The organism is Pseudomonas sp. 32A (genome assembly GCF_052682255.1).
Genome location: NZ_JBQYLY010000001.1, coordinates 6,347,199 through 6,362,357, shown reverse-complemented (window position 1 = coordinate 6,362,357; position 15,159 = coordinate 6,347,199). Strand labels below are relative to the sequence as shown.

The following is a 15,159-nucleotide window of genomic DNA, read 5'->3' as shown; positions in this document are numbered from 1 at the left end:
TCAAGTCGGAGGCGTAATGTTTTTTTGCAGCAGCGTATCGATTACCTGGTACAGCTCTTTGTAGCGCAGGGGCTTGATGATGTAGGCATCGCAGCCGGCCCGCAGGGTCTTGTCGCGGTCTTCCTTCATGGCCATGGCGGTCAGGGCGATCACCGGGATGTGGGCGGTGTGAGGGTCCTGCTTGAGCAATGAGGTGGCCGCCAGGCCGTCCATGCCGGGCAACTGGATATCCATCAGGATCAGCGCCGGTTGTTTTTCCCGGGCCAGGGTCAACCCGGTCTCGGCATCGGCCGCCCACAACACGCTGTGGCCGGCGTTTACCAGCAGCAGGCGGGCAAGGCGCATGTTGGCCTCGTTGTCTTCGACGATCAGGATTTCGGCCATGGGGCCTCCGCATTCGCGGCGCGGTGCAGTGGTAGCCACACCACAAATCGCGCGCCGGCACCTTCGCGGCTGGCCACGGCGACACTGCCGCCGTGCAGATCAGTCAGCTGCTTGACCATCGCCAGGCCCAGGCCCGTGCCTTCGAATTTGCGCGCCAGGCTACTGTCGATCTGGCTGAAAGCCTTGAACAGCTTGCTCATGTCGTGCCGGGCGATACCGATGCCGGTGTCGCTGACGCTGAATTCCAGGAACTGTTGGTGCTCGCTGGGTTGCAGGGCAAAACCATAGGTGGGCCAGTCGCCGGGAACCTGCCCGACTTGTGCACGACTCACCTCGCGAACCGACAGGGTCACAGAGCCGCCGTGCTCGCTGAACTTCACCGCATTGGCCAGCAGGTTGTAGATGATCTGCTTGGTCTTGCGCAGGTCGAGTTCCAGGGTGCCGAAGTCGTCTTGGCTTTCGAGCTTCAACTGGATGCGTTGCAGCGCGGCCTTTTCCCGCACGATCAGCAGGCTGTTGGCCAACAAACCCGCCAGCTCCACGGCTTCCAGTTCCAGGTCCATCATCCCGGCCTCGACCTTGGACAGGTCGAGGATGTCGTTGATCAGCGACAGCAAGTGCTGGCCACTGGTGAAGATGTCACCGATGTATTCACGCTGGATATCGCTCATGTCGCCCACCAGGCCGTCCTTTAGCGCCTCGGAAAAACCGATCACGGCATTCAGCGGCGTGCGCAATTCGTGGGACATGGTGGCGAGGAATTCTGACTTCATGTGGCTGGCGTGTTCCAGCTCCAGGTTCTTCTCTTCGAGGGCACGCTCAAAGCCTTTGCGTTGCGCCTCTTCCTGCTTGCGTGCGGTGTTGTCGGTGCCGATCAGCAGGTAGCCGATGATCGCGTCGTTGCGGTTGCGCAGGGCGGTGACCGAGACCATTGCCGACAGGCGACTGTTGTCCTTGCGGATATAGGTCAGCTCGTAGATGTCCTCGATGCCCCGGGAGGCCTTGAACACCAGGGCTTCGAAGCCGGGTGTGATCGGCGTGTCCAGTTCCAGGCTGAGGGCAGCGGCGCGGGTGATCAGCTCGGCGGGGTCGGAAATGTCGGCCGGTGTGACGCGGTTCAGCACATCGGCGGCGGCATAGCCGAGCATGCGTTCAGCCCCGACGTTGAAGATCTGGATCACGCCTTTTTCGTCGGTGGCGATGCTGGAGAAGTAGGCGCTGTTGAAGATCGCGTCTTGCAGCGCGCCGGTCTTGAGCAGGGCTTTCTGGCGTTTGAATTCGACGATTTTCTCGGCCCGGGATTGCGGCTCCATCGGGCTGTCGACTGAAGAGTTGTCCATCATGAAGTGTTCCGTGAGCTTGAGGCCTGACGCTGCCCAAACGCAGCGCCGCAGAGCATGCTCACAGAAGATCGCGCAGGCGCGATGAGGAGGAGATGATGTCTTTGGACGATAGCAGATAAACAGCAAACCAAAGGGTTTTCGGTGGCCAAAAGCAGCGACTTTTTCGAAAAACCACCCAACTGGATAGATTCCGATGAAAAAGGCGCGATTTTATGTGCGCTTAACCGGTCCAGATCACCTGATGAACATTTATTCATCAGGTGAAACGTTTAATCAAGCGATAAACGGCTAACGCAAGCGCTTGCGTAAGCAAATATATCTGATTAGAGTCGGCACCAATCGGCAAACGCCCGAACACAAAAATAATAAAACCAGGAGCTCAGTCATGAGCCTTGAACCCTTGCTTGAAATGCAGGGCATCAGCAAGACCTTCAACGGTCTGCGGGTGCTCAAGAACGTCAGCCTGAAGGTCTATCCCGGTGAAATCCACGCCTTGATGGGTGAGAACGGCGCCGGCAAATCGACCTTGATGAAAATCCTCTCCGGCGCTTACCAGGCCGACGACGGCGGCACCATCCGCATCGATGGCCAGCCCGTCGCCAGTTACAACCCAGCCTCCGCCAAAGCCCTTGGCATTGCCGTGATCTACCAGGAACTGAGCCTGTGCCCGAACCTCACCGTGGCCGAGAACATCTACCTGGGCCGTGAACTGCGCCGTGGCTGGACCATCGACCGCAAGGGCATGGAAGCCGGGGTGGCTGAAGTGCTGGCAAGGCTCGGCGCGGAGTTCCTGCCCACCACCCGCGTCGCCAGCCTGTCTATCGCCGAGCGTCAGCTGGTAGAAATCGCCCGGGCGCTGCATGCCCACGCGAAAATCCTGGTGATGGACGAGCCCACCACGCCGCTGTCCTCTCGCGAGACCGACCGCCTGTTTGCGCTGATCAAACAGCTGCGTAGCCAAGGTCTGGCGATCATCTACATCAGCCACCGCATGGCCGAAATCTACGAACTGTCGGATCGGGTCTCGGTGCTGCGGGACGGCGAGTACGTCGGCGAACTGGCGCGGGACGTGCTGTCGGCCGAGGTGCTGGTGAAGATGATGGTGGGCCGCGACCTTTCCGGTTTCTACAAGAAGGAACATGCCGCCTACGACCCCGGCCAGGTGGTGATGCGCGTGCGTGACATGGCCGACGGCAAGCGCGTGCGCCACTGCAGCTTCGACCTGCACGCCGGTGAAGTGCTGGGCATTGCCGGCTTGGTAGGCGCAGGTCGTACCGAGTTGGCGCGGCTGATTTTTGCGGCCGATCCACGTACTTCCGGCACCCTGGAAGTGGTCGGCAAAAGCGTGACCCAACTGCGCAACCCGGCGGATGCGATTCGCGCCGGCGTGGTGTACCTCACCGAAGACCGCAAGGCCCAAGGTCTGTTTCTCGACATGAGCGTGGCCGACAACATCAACGTCTGTGCGTGTGTGCCGGATGCCCATGCCGGTGGCGTGCTCGACCGTGGCCACGCCGCACAACGCTCACGCGATGCAATCAAGTCCCTGTCGATCCGCGTGGCGTCGGGCAAGGTCAATGTCGGCAGCTTGTCTGGTGGCAATCAACAGAAGGTGCTGCTGGCCCGGTTGCTGGAGGTCAAGCCTCATGTGCTGATCCTCGACGAACCCACCCGTGGCGTGGACATCGGCTCCAAATCCGAGATCTACCGCATCATCAACCAACTGGCCAAGGCCGGCGTGGGCATCGTGGTGATCTCCAGCGAGCTGCCGGAAATCATCGGCACCTGCGACCGCGTGCTGATCATGCGCGAAGGGCAATTGGTGGCCGAAGTCGGCGGGGCATCGGGCCTGGATATTTCCCAGGAGGCGATTATCGACCTCGCCACCGGCAGCGAGCAGGTGGCCGCCCATGGCTAATTCAAACACGAGCGGGAGCAACACCATGACTGTGGCAACGATCGGCAAGGCTGAGCGTATTCGGGAACTGATGCGCACGGTGGGCATGCTGCCGGTGCTGGTGCTGCTGTTGGTGGGCTTTGCCCTGGCCAGCGAAAACTTCATGACGGTGCAGAACCTGTCGATCATCACCCAGCAGGCGTCGGTCAACGTGGTGCTGGCGGCGGGCATGACCTTTGTGATCCTCACGGCGGGCATCGACCTGTCGGTAGGTGCGATTCTCGCGGCTTCGGCTGTGGTCGCACTGCAAGCCTCGATGTCGCCGCAATTCGGCATGTTCGGGATTGCCGCCGGGGTCGGCTTCGGCCTGTTGCTGGGCCTGGTCAACGGCGGCCTGATCGCCTTCATGCGCCTGCCGCCGTTTATCGTCACCCTCGGCGCGCTGACGGCCATGCGCGGTTTGGCACGCCTGTTGGCCGACGACAAAACCGTATTCAACCCCGACCTGCCATTTGCGTTTATCGGCAACGACTCAGTGCTGGGCGTGCCCTGGCTGGTGATCATCGCCGTGGCCGTCATCGCATTGTCGTGGTTCATCCTGCGGCGCACGGTGATGGGGGTGCAGATCTACTCCGTGGGCGGCAACCCGGAAGCGGCGCGGCTGTCGGGGATCAAGGTGTGGAAAGTCCTGCTGTTCGTCTATGCCATGTCCGGTGCGTTGGCCGGCCTCGGCGCGGTGATGAGCGCGTCACGCCTGTTCGCCGCCAATGGCCTGCAACTGGGGCAATCCTATGAGCTGGATGCGATTGCCGCGGTGATTCTCGGCGGCACCAGTTTTACCGGCGGCGTCGGCACCATCGGCGGCACGCTGATTGGTGCGCTGATCATCGCGGTATTGACCAACGGCCTGGTGCTGCTGGGCGTCTCGGATATCTGGCAGTACATCATCAAGGGCATCGTGATCATTGGCGCCGTCGCGCTGGATCGTTATCGCCAGTCCGGTGCGCGGACCTGATTTCACTCAAACAACAATCACAAGAGAGTCATCATGAACTTCAAACGCATGTTTCCTGTTGTCGCCTCCCTGGGCGTTGCCGTGTTGATGTCCCAAGCCGTAGAAGCCCGTGAACTGAAAGCCATCGGCATCAGCATGGGTTCCCTGGGCAACCCGTATTTCGTGACGTTGGCCGACGGTGCTACGGCCCGGGCCAAGGAGCTGAACCCGGCGGTGAAAGTCACCTCGGTGTCGGCCGACTATGACCTGAGCAAGCAGTTCTCACAGATCGACAACTTCATCTCGTCCAAGGTCGACCTGATCCTGCTCAACGCCGTCGACCCGTCGGCCATGGCCTCGGCGATCAAGAAAGCCCGTGACGCCGGGATCGTGGTGGTGGCGGTGGACGTCGATGCGAAGGGCGTGAATGCCACGGTGCAGACCGACAACGTCGAAGCCGGCAAGCTGGCCTGCCAGTTCATCGTCGACAAGCTGTCGGGCAAGGGCAACGTGATTATCCAGAATGGCCCGCAGGTCACTGCCGTGACTGATCGCGTCAAAGGCTGTAAAGCCGCGCTGGCCAGTGCGCCGGATATCAAGGTGCTGTCTGATGACCAGGACGGCAAAGGCTCCCGCGAAGGCGGCCTGAACGTGATGCAGGGCTACCTGACGCGCTTCCAGAAAATCGACGGCCTGTTCGCGATCAACGACCCGCAAGCCATCGGCAGCGACCTGGCGGCCAAGCAGCTGAAACGCAGCGGCATCATCATCACCTCCGTGGACGGCGCGCCGGATATCGAGAATGCCCTGAAGACCGACACCCTGATCCAGGCTTCCGCCAGCCAGGACCCATGGGCCATGGCCCAGACGGCCGTCAACGTCGGCAATGACATTCTCAATGACAAACAACCTGCCGAAGCGGTTACCCTGCTGGCGCCAAAACTGATCACCCGCGACAACGTCGGTTCCTACAGCGGTTGGTCCAGCAAACATTAAAAGCGCGCAGGAGTGAGCACCGTGGCAACCATGGAGGATGTGGCAAGAATTGCAGGGGTGTCGACGTCGACGGTTTCCCACGTCTTGAACGGCACCCGCAAGGTCAGCCCGGACACGGTGCAAGCGGTGCAGAGCGCGATCCGGCAGTTGGGCTACATCCCCAACACGCTGGCGCGCTCCCTGGCCCGGTCCACCACCAATACCATTGGCGTGGCGATCTCGGCGCTGTCCAACCATTACTTCAGTGAAACGGTGCACGCGATTGAAACCGAGTGCGCCAAACACGGCTACATGATGCTGTTTGTCGATACCCACGACGATCCGGAGCAGGAGTTGCGGGTGGTCACGACGCTGCACCATCGGCGGGTGGACGGCATTCTGTTGGCGCCGTCTACCGGTTCCCTGGCCCTGGAGTACTTGCAGGCCAATGAAGTACCCGCCGTACTGGTGGACCGGATGATGAGCGACCGTTTCGATCAGGTCGGGGTGGAAAATACCCTGTCTACCCAGGCTTTGGTGGCGCACTTGATCGAGCATGGCCACCGGCGCATCGGCTTCATTTCCGGGCGGGCGGGGCTGGGCACTTCCAGTGAGCGCGTGGCCGGGTATCAAGCCGCGTTGCTTGCGGCGGGGTTACCGTTGGATCCGCAGTTGCTGGTCAATGGTGGGTCGAGCAGCGAGCCTGCACGGCAAGCGACGGCGCAGTTATTGGCCTTGGACACACCGCCCACGGCGATCATGGCGGGCAACAACCTGATGACCCTCGGCGCAATGCATGCCTTGCGCGATGCACATATCGATGTGCCCGGGCAAATGGCTTTGGTGGGTTTCGATGATTTTGAATGGGCGGACTTCTTTGTGCCGCGCCTGACCCTGATCGCGCAGCCGGTTCAGGAACTGGGCGCCCGTGCGGTCAACCTGCTGCTTGAGCGCATGGCGTCGCCCAAGCGTAAAACACACAGTGTGCGGCTCGCGCCCACCCTGAAGATTCGTAATTCATGCGGCTGCCCCTGATATGAACAACCCGGTTTCCCTTGGTATTGATCTCGGCACTTCGGAACTCAAGGCGATCCTGATGGACGAGCAAGGCCGCGTCCTCGCTCATGCGGGGGCGCGGCTGACGGTCTCGCGCCCGCACACGGGCTGGTCCGAGCAGGCGCCTGAGGACTGGTGGCAAGCGTGCCTGAAGGCCCTGGATCAACTGCGCACTGATCAGCCGGATGCCTATGGCCGTGTCGGCTGCATCGGTTTGTCCGGGCAGATGCACGGGGCGGTATTGCTGGGGCAAGACGACCAGGTGTTGTACCCGGCGATTCTCTGGGATGACTCCCGTGCCATGGCCCAGGCTGAAGCGTTGGGCCGTGAGTTTGCCGACGTCACCGGTAGCTTGCCAATGGCCGGTCTCACGGCGCCCAAGCTGCTGTGGTTGCAGGAGCATGAGCCGACGGTATTCAGCGCCATTGATTGCGTGCTGTCGCCCAAGGACTATCTGCGTTTGCGCTTGAGTGGTGAGCGCGTGAGTGATGTGTCTGATGGTGCGGGGACGCTGTGGCTGGATGTGGCCAACCGTAGATGGTTTGAACCGATGCTGCAGGCCACGGGTTTGCGGTTGTCGCAGATGCCACGGCTGGTGGAAGGTGGTGCGGCCAGCGCTTGTTTGAATGCGGCGGCGGCGGGGCGACTGGGCTTGGCTGAGGGCCTGGTGATTGCTGGCGGTGGCGGGGACAACCCGGTGGCGGCGGTGGGCATTGGGGCGGTGAATGCGGGGGATGCGTTTATCACGTTGGGGACGAGTGCGGCCATCGTGGCGATTACTGATCACTCGGCGGGGAATCCGGCGAGTGCGGTGCATAGTTTTTGTCATGCGTTGCCTGGGCGTTGGTACACCATGGGGGCGATGTTGGCCGGGGCCAGTTGCTTGCGGTGGGTGACGCGGTTGACGGGGGCGGTTGATGAGCAGGCGTTGCTGGATCGGGTGCAGGCCGAGTGGCCGATCGGGCAGGGCGTGCCGGTTTCCAATCCGTTGTTTTTGCCGTATTTGGCGGGGGAGCGTACGCCCCATAACGACCCGTTGTTGCGGGGTGGGTTTATGAACCTGGGGCATGATTGCACGCCGGCTATGTTGGGGTATGCGGTGATGGAGGGGGTTGGGTTCGGGTTGTTGGATGCGCTGAATGCGGTGCAGTCGGCCGGGGCCTCGGTGGGGGCTTGTGCGTTGGTGGGGGGCGGGGCGCGCAGTGAGTATTGGGCGCAGTTGCTGGCCAATATTCTTGGGCGGGAGATTTATACGTTGCAGGGCAGTGAGTTGGGGGCGTGTATTGGGGCGGCGAAGTTGGGGTTTGTGGCGATTGGGCGGGGTGGGGCGCTGTTGCAGGCGGGGATGCCGGTGAAGGCCCGGTTTTTTCCGGATGGTGCTCAAGCGGGTGTGTTGCAGGCACGTTATCGGAAGTTTCGGGGGTTGTTGGGGGCGGCTAAGGCTTTGCACGATTAGTGAAGTTTCTGGGTGTATATCCGTTATTTGGGTAACGGCTGATATGGGTTCCGCTCTTACAGCGGCTCACTTTTGAACAGCGCAAAAGTAAGCAAAACGCTCTTGCCCCACCACTCGGCACCTCGCCTGGGCTCGGTGTGCCCTCACTCCGGCTTTGGACCGTGGGCCGCCGTCATGGGCCATCCCTGGCCCAGGACGGCTAACCTGGCGTCCTGCCAGGTTACCCACGCTCCAAAGCCTGCGTTCGGCCAGCGTGGTTTAACGGGGCGCCTAAGATCAAGATCAAAAGCAGATCAAGAGCACAGCGGCCTACCGGCCGGCTTGAGTGTTAAAAGCAAAATCAAAATCTAAAGCGGGCACGGTCAAATGTGGGAGCTGGCTTGCCTGCGATGGCATCACTCCGGTTTGTCTGGAAAACCCAGTTGTCTGCGCTCTACTTAGCAGCCTGGGTCAATAACCAGTCGCGGAACACCTGTACTTTTGCCAGCTCGCTACACTCTGGCCTGTAGACCACGTAGTAGGCGAGGGCCACGGCGCTTTTGACCTCGCCAAACGGGCGGGTCAGACGCCTGGATGCCAGGTCGTCGCGCACCATGACGCTGCGGCCTAACGCGATGCCTTGTCCTTCGATCGCGGCCTGTACCACGGCTGCCGAGTTGTTGATGCGCAAGCCGTGGCTGGCATCTGTTCCCGTTTGTCCCATGGCGTCCAGCCAGGTTCGCCAGCTCGGGAAGCTGGGGTCGCCGGCCATCGAAAGGTCGTGAATCAGCGTGCACTGTGCGAGCGTTTCCAGGCTGAGCTTGCCGTCCGCCAGCGCTGGATAGTTCGGGGAGCAGACGGGGAAAAGGTCTTCATCCATCAACTTGATCGCCGCTAATCCAGGCCAATGACCGGCGCCATAACGCACGCCGATGTCGATACGCTCGGTGAGAAAATCCAGGGTCTTGAGGTTGGTGTTCAGCAGTACGTCGATTTCCGGATGCAGCTGCTGAAAACGCTCCAGTCTGGGGAGCAACCATTTGCCGGCGAACGCCGGGCTGACCGTCACGGTCAGGTCGGTACTCTGTGACGCTTCCTTGAGACGTGCCAATCCCACTCGCAACCGATCAAAACCCTCGCGAATATCCGGCAACGCAGAACGGGCCGCGTCCGTCAGCAACAGTCGGGCATTACCGCTGCTGGCGCGGGTGAATAACGGCAGCCCCAGCCACGATTCCAGGCTGCGCACTTGTTGGCCGACGGCGGCGGAGGTGACGTTCAGCTCTTCAGCCGCCGCAGTGAAGCTTTGATGCCTGGCCGCTGCTTCGAAAGCGCGCAAGGCATTGAGGTATCCAAGTGGGTTCATCTAAAGAAATTCTTTAATGGTGACGAATGAGATCTGGTTGGTTGGCCTGATGCTGAATCGCAAGAATAGCAGGCAATCCAGCGATACAAGCTACAGACGCTGGCAAACCATACGCTCAGGGGTTATTCGTCATGCAAAGGTTTTCTTCCAAAGTTGTGATCGTCACCGGGGGCGGTTCGGGGATCGGTAAAGAAGTCGCACGCCGTTTTGTGGAGGAGGGTGCCAATGTGGTGATCGGTGGTCGTGATCCCGCGAAGTTGCAGCGTGTTGCCGAAGAAATCGATCCGAGCGGCACTTCGATTCGTGTGTTGGCTGGCGACATTGCCAACCCGGCGACTGCCCAGGCGCTGGTCGACGAAGCGGTAAGGGCTTTCGGTGGCGTGGATATCCTGGTGAACAACGCCGGGGTGTTCCGTCCCAAACCGTTCCTTGAAGTGGATGCCAACGAATACGACTGGTTTCTCGACACCATCCTCAAGGGCAAATTCTTCATGGCCCAGGCGGCGGCGAAAGCCATGTTGCAGCGTGGCGGTGGTGTGATTGTGCAGACCGGTTCCCTGTGGGCGATCCAGGCCATTGGCGCTACACCGTCGGCTGCGTACTCGGCGGCGAACGCCGGGGTGCATGCGCTGACCCGCAACCTGGCGATTGAACTGGCGTCGTCCAACATCCGCATCAACACCGTGGCCCCGGCCGTGGTGGAAACTCCGGTGTATGGGACGTTCATGGACGAAAACCAGGTCAAGGAAGTGCTGCCGACCTTTAACGCTTTTCACCCGCTGGGACGCAATGGCCAACCGGCGGATATCGCCCAGGCCATCCTGTTCCTGGCGTCCAGTGAGGCATCCTGGATTACCGGGACTGTGTTGCCGGTCGATGGGGGTGTGACTGCCGGGCGTAACTGATCGAAAATTCAGCCTTGCTCTGAACTGCAGCCAGGGCTCTTGTGGCGAGGGGGCTTGTCCCCCGTTGGGCTGCGAAGCAGCCCCAAAAAAGCGGGAGCGCTTCGCACTCCAACGGGGGACAAGCCCCCTCGCCACAGAGACCATTCAGACGTTGGCAGCCAGTTCCCGCAGCACCTTGAGCAATGTAGTCTCACCCTTGACCACGTCCGCCTGCTCAAAGCAGATCCAACCCTCGTTAAACCCATCAATCATGCGCATGCGCGGCATTGGATTCTGCGCGCCTTGCTCACGAAACATCGGCTCCCACGCATCGCGAGGCACCACCTGTGCTGTCACACCACGACCAAGCACTTCGGTCAACGTGCGAGCGATGTCGTTCGGGCTGACCCATTGGCCTTCCAGCTCAACTACCCGACGCCCGCTCCAGTGTTGCTGTAACAATTGCGCAGCGAGGCGCCCGACGTCGGCGGTGGCGATCATCGGTACGGTCTTATCCAGCGGTTGCAGGAAGCTGTGGATCACTCCGTGTTCGCGGGCGGTGGCTACGTCGTAGGCGGCGTTTTCCATGAACCAGCCCGGGCGCAGGAAGGTCACTGGCACGTTCAACGCGCTTAGCGCCTGTTCCATCAAGGTGCGTTGGGTCAGCAGGTTCAGGTGTTCGGCCTGGGCGCCAATGGTCGACAGGCACACCACTTTTTGCGGTGCCGCCGCCTCGATGGCTTGGGCGACGGCGGCAATCACCTTGCGCGCCTCGGGGAAGCCGGGCTCCGGGTCGAAATCCGAAGGCGGCAGGATGAACACGCCGGTGGCGCCCTTGAACGCTTTGGTGAGGGCAGCGGCGTCGTCCATATTGGCGATGGCCACCTCGCAACCGAGGGCGGCCCACTCGGCGCCTTTGCTGGCATCGCGAATGACTGCGCGTACGGGTTGACGATCGTTGAGCAGAAAGCGCGCCAGGGCGCCGCCGACTTTGCCTGTGATTCCGGTGATGACATACATGGTGTTTACGCCTGTCGTTCCAATGGGTGGATCAAGCATAAACACCGCACCGTATTGCCAGAATAGCGATCCCGTCACTGCATCAGTGACTCAAAATCACGAATCTGCCAACGGCGGCAACCGGCGTTTTACCGGGGTTTTCTTGACGATGGCGGTGTTGGTTTCAGCGTACGCGTTGAGCTTATCCAGCAGTGTGTCGAGTTGGTCCATGGTGCGCACATGCAGGCGTGCGATGAAGCAGTCATCGCCGGTCACCTTGTCGCATTCGGTGAACTCCGGGATCGCCTGGATCTGGCGCTCCACCTCCTGCAGTTTCCCGGGCAGCGGGCGAATGCGCACGATGGCCTGGAGCAAATAGCCGAAATGCTTGGGGTCGATGTCCACGGTGTAGTTCTTCAAGACGCCGCGCTCTTCCAGGCGCCGCAGCCGTTCGCCGACGCTGGGGGAGGAGAGGCCGGTGATGCCCGCCAAGGCCTTGAGGGACAGGCGCGAGTCGTCCATCAGCGCGGCGATCAGTTGCTGGTCAATGCTGTCAATCATGGTCGCTCCGAAAGCGATTGCTCAGGTTTGCCTAATAAGAATAGGCGAAATGCGAGGTTCGCCTTATTTAGAATCTAGAGTCGCTACCGACCAGATTGCCATAATTGAGCCTCACTTGAGGAGCTCAATCATGGACAAATCCATACGTCGCGGTTCATGGGAAATGGTCGCCGCCATGCTCATCTCCGGCACCATCGGCTGGTTCGTGCTGGTGTCGGGTGTGCCGGTGGTCGAAGTGGTGTTCTGGCGCTGCGTGATCGGCGCGCTGACGTTGTTGGTGGTGTGCGGGCTGCTGGGTTATCTGCGCCTGGACTTGCTGAACTACACCAAGCTCGGGCTGGCGATGCTCAGCGGCGTGGCGATTGTGGGCAATTGGTTGCTGCTGTTCGAGTCCTACGCCAGGGCTTCAATCTCCATCAGCACGGCGGTGTATAACGTCCAGCCGTTTATGTTGGTGATGCTGGCGGCGGTGTTCCTGGGGGAGAAAATCACCGTGCAAAAGCTTGCTTGGTTGAGCGTGGCTTTCGTTGGAATGCTGGCGATTGTCACCGCCCATGGCAGTCAGCAAAACACCGGGGATGACTATTTGATGGGTGTGGCGTTGGCCCTGGGCGCGGCATTTCTGTATGCGATTGCGGCGCTGATCATCAAGCGCTTGAAGGAAGTGCAGCCGCATTTAATGGCGTTGATCCAGGTGACCACGGGCGCCTTGCTGCTGGCACCGCTGATGCAGTGGCACAGCCTGTCTGCCTCGATGGACGTTTGGGCGGCATTGCTGACCCTGGGCGTGGTGCATACCGGCTTGATGTACGTGTTGCTGTATGGCGCGATCCAGAAGTTGCCGACGGCAATCACTGGCGCGCTGTCGTTTATCTACCCGATTGCGGCAATCTTTGTCGACTGGATTGCCTTTGGGCATCGCCTGGGCTGGTTGCAATGGCTGGGCGTGGCGGCGATTTTGCTCGCGGCGGCGGGGTTGCAGCGGGGTTGGTGGTGGCGCTCGAAAACAGCGGCGAGCGTCACGCCGTAGCATGACGCTCACCGGCGACTCAGTGTGCGCCGCGCGGGATGGTCTTGAGCAGGTCATCCGGGCTGATATAACCCACCACGCTGCCCGGTTGCGGCAGGCCGAGGATGTGGCCCTTGATCTTGCCGATCACGTGCATCTCGCAAGGCTTGCAGTCGAACTTCAGCGTCAGCACTTCGTCGCCGTGGATCAACTGCATCGGCGCGACCTTGGTCTTCACCCCCGTCACACCCTTGGCCTGTTTGGGGCACAGGTTGAACGAGAAACGCAGGCAGTGCTTGGTGATCATCACCGGCACTTCGCCGGTTTCTTCGTGGGCTTCGTACGCCGCATCGATCAATTGCACGCCATGGCGGTGATAGAAGTCGCGGGCCTTCTGGTTGTAGACGTTGGCCAGGAACGACAGGTGCGATTCCGGGTACACCGGCGGCGGCGTGGTTTCCGCCTTGCGGCCGCCCCGTGGGTGAGCCTGGATACGCGCCTCGGTCAGCGCCTCGATCACTTCACGGCGCAAGGCCTTGAGCTGCGAGTTCGGGATGAAGAACGCCTGCGGCGCATCCAGCTCGATCGCGGTGGCGTGGTACTGGGTGGTGCCCAGTTGACCCAGCAGGTCGCGCAGGGTTTCCAGCGCCTGTTCCGGCTTGTTGGCCACGCCAAACGGGCCGGGCAGGGCAACGCTGGCGCTGATGCCTTCTTCGCTGGTGACGGTCAGTTCCAGGCGGTCTTCCTGCAGGCGAGCCGCCCACGACACGCCGATACGGCGCTCGGCGGAAGTCTTGAGCAGCGCCTGTTGCCAGTTATGGTCCAGGTTACGGTTCAGCGGATGATTCGGGCGCAATTGATGCAGGCCGGCCGGCATCTCGTTGGGCTCGACGCGGTAACGGTAGCGCTTCTCGCCGTCTTCTTCGAACTCACCTTTTGGCTCGGCGATGTTAGCGCGGAAACCCACCACTTCACGCTTGATCAGCACATTGAGGCCGTCGCCGTTGGACAGCGGCTCATGGGTGACCACTTGCAAGTCACGCTTGCCGGCTTTCTCCACCACACCCACCGGCAGGCCGGTAAAGGTGGGGGTGTCGAAGGCGCCGATGTCGACCTTGCGGTCGGTGACGAAGTAGTCGGTGCTGCCACGGTGGAAGGTCTTTTCCGGGTCCGGCAGGAAGAAATGCGCGGTGCGGCCGCTGGAGGCGCGAGCCAGGTCCGGGCGGTCTTCGAGAATCTCATCGAGGCGCTGACGGTAATAGGCGGTGATGTTCTTCACATAGCCCATGTCCTTGTAGCGGCCTTCAATCTTGAACGAACGCACGCCGGCATCCACCAGGGCGCGCAGGTTGGCGCTCTGGTTGTTGTCTTTCATCGACAACAGGTGCTTTTCAAAGGCAACCACACGGCCCTGGTCATCTTTCAAGGTGTAGGGCAGGCGGCAGGCCTGGGAGCAATCGCCACGGTTGGCGCTGCGGCCATTCTGGGCGTGGGAGATGTTGCACTGGCCGGAGAAGGCCACGCACAAGGCGCCGTGGATGAAGAACTCGATGGCGGCATCGGTTTCATCGGCAATCGCCCGGATTTCCTGCAGGTTCAGCTCACGGGCCAATACCAACTGCGAAAAACCGGCCTGGTCGAGAAATTTGGCCCGGCCCAGGGTGCGGATGTCGGTCTGGGTGCTGGCGTGCAGTTCGATGGGCGGGATATCCAGCTCCATCACCCCCAGGTCCTGGACGATCAGCGCGTCGACGCCGGCATCGTAAAGCTCGTGGATCAGCTTGCGCGCCGGCTCCAGCTCGTTGTCGTGCAGGATCGTGTTGATGGTGGTGAACACTCGCGCATGGTAGCGCCGGGCGAACTCCACCAACTGCGCGATATCGCTCACGTCGTTGCAGGCGTTATGGCGCGCGCCGAAACTCGGGCCGCCGATGTACACGGCGTCGGCGCCATGCAGGATGGCCTCGCGGGCGATGGCAACATCGCGGGCAGGGCTGAGCAATTCCAGGTGATGCTTGGGCAAGGACATAGTTTTTTTAGTCAGGCTTGTCACGGAGGCGGGCATTGTAGCTGCGAAATGCGCTATCGACATCTATCAAGCCCTACGCGTGCTCCCAAACTGGAATGCACTCAACGGTGGGAGCCGGGCTTGCCCGCGATGCAGACACCGCGGTGTATCAGTGACACCGAGGCGATCCCATCGCAGCCTCGCTGGGGCTCGACAGCTCCCACATTTGATCATCGTTGGTTGATATA

At 61.1% G+C, this 15,159-nt stretch carries 13 protein-coding genes; 7 read left to right on the top strand and 6 right to left on the bottom strand.

The window, feature by feature from the left end:
• Together ACUN0G_RS29235 and ACUN0G_RS29230 are read right to left on the bottom strand one after the other, a co-directional pair.
• On the bottom strand, nucleotides 1-384 hold the full coding sequence (locus ACUN0G_RS29235) for a response regulator (protein WP_003209702.1): 384 nt from the start codon (nucleotides 382-384) through the stop codon (nucleotides 1-3).
• Entirely contained in the window at nucleotides 369-1,724 is a 1,356-nt protein-coding gene (locus tag ACUN0G_RS29230) for a sensor histidine kinase (protein ID WP_445575612.1), read from the bottom strand. Before ACUN0G_RS29230 ends, ACUN0G_RS29235 begins: the two co-directional genes overlap by 16 nt.
• A 388-nt stretch (nucleotides 1,725-2,112) precedes the next feature.
• On the opposite strand from ACUN0G_RS29230, the gene ACUN0G_RS29225 reads away from it, so the two are divergent.
• The 5 genes from ACUN0G_RS29225 to xylB are packed head-to-tail and all read left to right on the top strand — an operon-like array spanning nucleotide 2,113 to nucleotide 8,105.
• On the top strand, nucleotides 2,113-3,645 hold the full coding sequence (locus ACUN0G_RS29225) for a sugar ABC transporter ATP-binding protein (RefSeq protein ID WP_421552705.1): 1,533 nt from the start codon (nucleotides 2,113-2,115) through the stop codon (nucleotides 3,643-3,645).
• A gap of 25 nt (nucleotides 3,646-3,670) precedes the next feature.
• A complete protein-coding gene (locus ACUN0G_RS29220; protein WP_003209708.1) occupies nucleotides 3,671-4,639 on the top strand; it encodes an ABC transporter permease subunit in 969 nt (322 codons plus the stop codon).
• Nucleotides 4,640-4,672: 33 nt separating this feature from the next.
• On the top strand, nucleotides 4,673-5,614 hold the full coding sequence (locus ACUN0G_RS29215; protein WP_063030274.1) for an ABC transporter substrate-binding protein: 942 nt from the start codon (nucleotides 4,673-4,675) through the stop codon (nucleotides 5,612-5,614).
• 21 nt (nucleotides 5,615-5,635) lie between these two features.
• Nucleotides 5,636-6,628: a LacI family DNA-binding transcriptional regulator gene (locus ACUN0G_RS29210; protein WP_445575057.1), complete on the top strand. Its 993-nt coding sequence runs from the start codon at nucleotides 5,636-5,638 to the stop codon at nucleotides 6,626-6,628.
• A 1-nt stretch (nucleotide 6,629) separates the two neighbouring features.
• Entirely contained in the window at nucleotides 6,630-8,105 is a 1,476-nt protein-coding gene (gene xylB, locus ACUN0G_RS29205) for a xylulokinase (RefSeq protein ID WP_445575056.1), read from the top strand.
• 433 nt (nucleotides 8,106-8,538) lie between these two features.
• Here xylB and gcvA read toward each other — a convergent pair whose 3' ends face one another.
• Nucleotides 8,539-9,450: a transcriptional regulator GcvA gene (gene gcvA, locus ACUN0G_RS29200; RefSeq protein ID WP_445575055.1), complete on the bottom strand. Its 912-nt coding sequence runs from the start codon at nucleotides 9,448-9,450 to the stop codon at nucleotides 8,539-8,541.
• A gap of 131 nt (nucleotides 9,451-9,581) precedes the next feature.
• Between gcvA and ACUN0G_RS29195 the strand changes: the two genes are divergently transcribed.
• The gene (locus ACUN0G_RS29195; protein WP_445575054.1) at nucleotides 9,582-10,355 is read left to right on the top strand and encodes an SDR family NAD(P)-dependent oxidoreductase; all 774 of its coding nucleotides are present in this window, start codon (nucleotides 9,582-9,584) and stop codon (nucleotides 10,353-10,355) included.
• Nucleotides 10,356-10,499: 144 nt separating this feature from the next.
• On the opposite strand, the gene ACUN0G_RS29190 is transcribed toward ACUN0G_RS29195, so the two are convergent.
• A complete protein-coding gene (locus ACUN0G_RS29190; protein ID WP_445575053.1) occupies nucleotides 10,500-11,354 on the bottom strand; it encodes an NmrA family NAD(P)-binding protein in 855 nt (284 codons plus the stop codon).
• Between the two features lie 96 nt (nucleotides 11,355-11,450).
• Nucleotides 11,451-11,894, bottom strand: coding sequence for an Lrp/AsnC family transcriptional regulator (locus tag ACUN0G_RS29185; protein WP_258346069.1), 444 nt, complete (start codon nucleotides 11,892-11,894; stop codon nucleotides 11,451-11,453).
• 130 nt (nucleotides 11,895-12,024) lie between these two features.
• Here ACUN0G_RS29185 and ACUN0G_RS29180 point away from each other — a divergent pair, with 130 nt between their 5' ends.
• On the top strand, nucleotides 12,025-12,924 hold the full coding sequence (locus tag ACUN0G_RS29180; protein WP_445575052.1) for a DMT family transporter: 900 nt from the start codon (nucleotides 12,025-12,027) through the stop codon (nucleotides 12,922-12,924).
• Between the two features lie 19 nt (nucleotides 12,925-12,943).
• On the opposite strand, the gene ACUN0G_RS29175 is transcribed toward ACUN0G_RS29180, so the two are convergent.
• Nucleotides 12,944-14,932, bottom strand: a complete 1,989-nt coding sequence (locus ACUN0G_RS29175) for a peptidase U32 family protein (RefSeq protein ID WP_003217801.1) — start codon at nucleotides 14,930-14,932, stop codon at nucleotides 12,944-12,946.
• Between the last annotated feature and the right edge of the window lie 227 nt (nucleotides 14,933-15,159).